The following is a 4,578-nucleotide window of genomic DNA, read 5'->3' as shown; positions in this document are numbered from 1 at the left end:
GCCTGATGGCTATGCAATTAATTCAACTTTAATTGCGGCTTTCTGTGTTAAATCATCAACACAAAAAGATAATTATGAATTGGATTTAGGACGGTAAATGAAATATCATCAAACCTTGATTTAACAAAGATATAAATTCTTTAAATACCATTATTTATAAAATTGAAAATACATAGATTTATTACAAGAGCAAAAAAGAATGATATGATAAGGAGCGATATTTGAAAAAACAACAGGTATTTTGGAAATTGGAATTAATTGCTCTCTTGATGTCTACCATCTTCCCTCAAGCCAACGGCTTATACTGGCGAGACATCACTGGAGGTTGTGAACAAGATGATAGTTCGCAGTGAGCCGGGTGGCTCAACCTCTGAATGTTTCTACACCTGGAAAGCGATTTTTTTTTAGACCAGTCCCAATTATTTCTAGTCATTTGTGTGCTAAAAATAATTCGCTAAAGCTGAATAAAAACCTTCTTTTTCGAGTAACAAATATCCCAGATGAACCGCGCAAACTAGTTCTCACTCAGAGTCGGCATAGTGCCATCATTAAGGTGTAAACAGCTTGACGTTGTTGCTCTAGAAAGATAAAAAAACCTCAGAGAACTTGAAGGCTTTATAGATTACTTGCAACACAGTTGACTTTTGGGACGGAAACGGTCGTCAAGCTGGACTTGGTGATATCTGTAATTTTCTGGTCAGATGCTCCAGGCAGTTATAGTAACCACAACTAAATCTGCCTTAATACCAGAAAAGATGCAAAAATGGTAGTTTGGGCTACCACGGATTTCATAGTTATCGCATACTAATATAGTCTGAAGTGAAAACATCGCCTTCAGCCAGGTGTATACTACCTATTTTCAATCCATTAAAAATTGTGTAAACGTGCTATTCAATTGTCTGTAATATGAGTAACGACATAGATCTGATCAAACGTCTTGACCCCAGTGCGATGGATCAGATCATGCTTTATCTGGCTTTTAGTGCCATGCGGACGAGTGGGCACAGGCATGGGGCATTTTTAGACGCAGCCGCAACAGCAGCAAAGTGTGCAATTTACATGACCTATCTGGAGCAGGGGCAAAACCTGCGGATGACGGGGCATTTGCACCACCTGGAGCCGAAACGGGTAAAAATTATTGTAGAAGAAGTCAGACAGGCTCTAACAGAAGGCAAACTATTAAAGATGCTGGGTTCTCAGGAACCGCGCTATTTAATTCAATTGCCTTATGTCTGGCTAGAAAAGTATCCTTGGCAACCAGGGCGATCGCGCGTTCCTGGTACCAGTCTGACAAGTGAAGAAAAAAGACAAATTGAGCAAAAACTTCCAAGTAATCTACCTGACGCCCAGTTAGTTAGCTCTTTTGAGTTTCTGGATTTGATTGAGTTTTTGCACAGGCGATCGCAAGAAGACTTGCCACCCGAACATCAAATGCCTTTGAGTGAAGCCTTGGGTGAGCATATCAAGCGCCGTCTGCTCTACTCAGGAACGGTAACACGCATTGATTCTCCTTGGGGAATGCCCTTCTATGCTCTTACCCGTCCTTTTTATGCCCCCGCAGACGATCAAGAACGCACCTACATCATGGTAGAAGATACCGCTCGGTATTTCCGCATGATGAAAAATTGGGCAGAACGGCGACGAAATGCTATGCGCTTGCTAGAAGAACTTGATATCCTCCCGGAAAAAATGGAGCAGGCTATGGAAGAATTGGATGAAATTATCCGTGCCTGGGCAGATAAATATCACCAAGACGGGGGTATTCCAGTAATTTTACAGACAGTTTTTGGTGAAAGAGAAGACTAGCACCGCAAGGCGGAAGTCACGCATTCACGCTTGCTTTAATTTTGGGCTTTCTGGCTGTAATGAAATGGTAATTTATTTCCGCCGACCTGTGCTAGTAGCGCTACGTAAAATTCAAAAAGCTTACTTTATAAGCTTTTGACTGATTTTGTCCGTTGCTTAATACTAGGGAGATGGTTGGTCTATTTAGATTGTAACACTGTACTATAAAAAATAGTACAAAAGTCACAAAATCGCTTGTGACTTTTGTATTGTAAGTGTTTAGTTTGCATAATTTGCAAGCAGAGGACAATTATGGTTTTATATAGATATTTTTGCTTCAGTCATAGTAGTAGTCTGTCTGATTAATTTTGATTAGTTTGTATTAAGCACAAAGCGTGCTTAAAAATCCAGGACTAAAGTCCTTACTACGAACTTCTTCACCCCTCATAACTAATGCCATAGACCAGTAGTACAATGTCCAAGCTAGTTTTGATGAGTTTGTAGTAAGCACAAAGCGTGCTTAATCTAAAAAACATCTAATTTGCATAATCGAATTTAATATAACTCTTGTGGGGTGGGCATCCTGCCCGCCCAGCTTATGCAATTTAAATGTGTAGCAGCTTACCCATCAATTTAAACTTGACAGATTAGTAGGGTGGAAATTTTAATGCCCACCCTACTAATTAACCTGTATTGTCAGTCAATTACAAAGGACTGTAATTAATTCGTCGTGCCGGGTTGCGTTGGAACAATCGGTTGCGTTGGAATAACCGGTTGCGTTGGAACAATCGGTTGCGTTGGAACAATCGGTTGCGTTGGAACACTCGGTTGCGTTGGAAATGGAGTCTCTAAACTTGGACTTGAACCCGCAGGTATTATAGTTGACGGTGTAGACGAAGATGAAGCACCGATAACACTATCATCAGCACTGATACAAGTATCTAATGCCTGTGTAGCGGGAAAGTCGATTTGACTACGCAAGCCAACCACACACTGCCCAAACCGCACGGGTAACAAACTACGTCCACAGTAATCTAGAACTGCCAGATTAACTGCTTCCTTAGTACTTAAGCTGACGCCAACTACACAGGTAGCTAACTCCTCAGGACGCCGGGCCCTCCCACAAGTAGAAAGCGCATCTGTGGCGGCAATTTGGGTTTCCTTCTCAATTTTAACCACACAAGCAGCCAAATCCCTTGGACGCAGTGCTGCTGCACAACCTTGTGATGCCGCTTGTGCCGTTACACCCACTTTTAAGAGGCGACCCGCACAGACACTATAATCATTGTTGTAGGAAGCAGCGATCGCTGTATTGGGTAAGATCGTTGCCAAACATCCAGCTATAGCCAAAACTGGTACTGTTAAAATCCTGGAGGTGGAACTGGCTTGTTTGTTCTTACCTCTATTAACCGCTTTATTGCTCATTAAGGTTGCCATTCTCCAAACACCCAAAGTTATGCTAACTCAAATATCTTAAAAATCCTCTGTAATTAAAGAATTTCGGCGGTAGTAAGGTATAGACATAATTAATTATGCCGGAAATTGTGTTAATATGACTGTTTGAAAGATAAGTAGGCAACGTAAAAAGTATTTCAGAGTAAGAATACTGCGTAAACCAATCTGATGATTGAGTAGCCTACGAAACTAAATAAACACAAAAAACTTATTGGCAGGAGTACGGCGTGACAGGCCGGAATTCAGGCTTGGAAGCTAGTGTGTCGGTACCAACTTAAAGCAACTGGCGCAAAAGTTGATTCCTCTACTTTGGTAGGATACGTCATACCAAAGCAAGCAGCCTCACAAAACCAAGAATCCCCTGATTTTTTATCAGGGGAATGTCAAAATAGAATGTTTGGGTAAAGTTTAAACAGGATTAGATTAAGGAAACTCATGTCCCGATATAGAGGGCCACGCCTCAGAATTGTACGCCGCTTGGGCGATTTACCAGGATTAACTCGTAAAAGCGCCAGACGCGCTTACCCACCTGGTATGCATGGTCAGAACCGCAAGAAGCGCTCTGAGTATGCTATCCGTTTAGAAGAAAAGCAAAAGCTCCGCTTCAACTACGGTTTGACTGAAAAGCAATTGCTGCGCTATGTGCGGAAAGCCAGACGTGTTACTGGTTCTACCGGACAAGTGCTGCTGCAATTGCTAGAAATGCGCTTGGATAATACCGTTTTCCGCTTGGGTATAGCTCCGACTATCCCAGCAGCTCGTCAACTGGTAAATCACGGTCACGTAACTGTTAACGGTCGTGTGGTTAATATTGCTAGCTACCAATGCCGTCCTGGTGAAGTAATTGCGGTCAGGGATCGGGCACAATCACGGAAGTTGGTAGAAGCCAACTTGCAATATCCTGGTTTGGCAAACCTCCCTAGTCATTTGGAGTTTGACAAAAATAAGTTGGTTGGTAAAGTCAATAGTGTAGTTGAGCGGGAATGGGTGGCACTACAAGTTAACGAACTACTTGTGGTGGAATACTACTCACGACAAGCGTAATAGTCAACCCCTTCCCTACGGGACGCACTCGCGTTCGGGGAAGTCAAAAGTCATTTGTCCTTAGTTATTTGCAAAGGCCAAGTCCCAAAGTGTGAGCAGAAGAAACGAAACCTCTGCTCACACTTTTTAATTGAGAATAATTAGTATGGGGGTGTGTGTTTAAGCACACCCCTGATTTTTTCTTTGAGATTGGCTATTTAGTGTAAAGATGTCATACCAATTCGCTTTTTCCCATTCGCATTCGCAATTTCTTTAGTAAACTCAACGAGGTTGTCACCAACCCCGTTGGTCTTC

At 42.2% G+C, this 4,578-nt stretch carries 4 protein-coding genes; 3 read left to right on the top strand and 1 reads right to left on the bottom strand.

Features of this window, described 5'->3' with window-relative positions; translation table 11 throughout:
- Positions 1–221 precede the first annotated feature (221 nt).
- Positions 222–353, top strand: coding sequence for a hypothetical protein (locus ACFFAP_RS36200; protein WP_375515731.1), 132 nt, complete (start codon positions 222–224; stop codon positions 351–353).
- Between the two features lie 553 nt (positions 354–906).
- Positions 907–1,806: a heterocyst differentiation master regulator HetR gene (hetR, locus tag ACFFAP_RS36195; protein WP_375515730.1), complete on the top strand. Its 900-nt coding sequence runs from the start codon at positions 907–909 to the stop codon at positions 1,804–1,806.
- Positions 1,807–2,505: 699 nt separating this feature from the next.
- Here the strand turns inward: hetR and ACFFAP_RS36190 are convergent.
- Positions 2,506–3,222 carry a hypothetical protein gene (locus ACFFAP_RS36190; RefSeq protein ID WP_375515729.1) on the bottom strand — a complete coding sequence of 239 codons (717 nt, stop codon included), beginning with the start codon at positions 3,220–3,222 and terminating at the stop codon, positions 2,506–2,508.
- A gap of 453 nt (positions 3,223–3,675) precedes the next feature.
- On the opposite strand from ACFFAP_RS36190, the gene rpsD reads away from it, so the two are divergent.
- Positions 3,676–4,284, top strand: a complete 609-nt coding sequence (gene rpsD / locus ACFFAP_RS36185) for a 30S ribosomal protein S4 (RefSeq protein WP_375515728.1) — start codon at positions 3,676–3,678, stop codon at positions 4,282–4,284.
- Positions 4,285–4,578: the final 294 nt, after the last annotated feature.

This window comes from uncultured Nostoc sp., from assembly GCF_964245575.1.
Classification (GTDB): Bacteria; Cyanobacteriota; Cyanobacteriia; order Cyanobacteriales; family Nostocaceae; genus Nostoc.
The sequence above is the reverse complement of the archived record's forward strand: the minus strand, read 5'-3'. Positions and strand labels throughout refer to the sequence as shown.

What these genes read in the sequence shown, in the direction of transcription:
- rpsD (WP_375515728.1), top strand. Translation starts at nt 3,676, where the DNA reads ATGTCCCGATATAGAGGGCCACGCCTCAGAATTGTACGCCGCTTGGGC.
- ACFFAP_RS36190 (WP_375515729.1), bottom strand. Translation starts at nt 3,222, where the DNA reads ATGGCAACCTTAATGAGCAATAAAGCGGTTAATAGAGGTAAGAACAAA.
- hetR (WP_375515730.1), top strand. Translation starts at nt 907, where the DNA reads ATGAGTAACGACATAGATCTGATCAAACGTCTTGACCCCAGTGCGATG.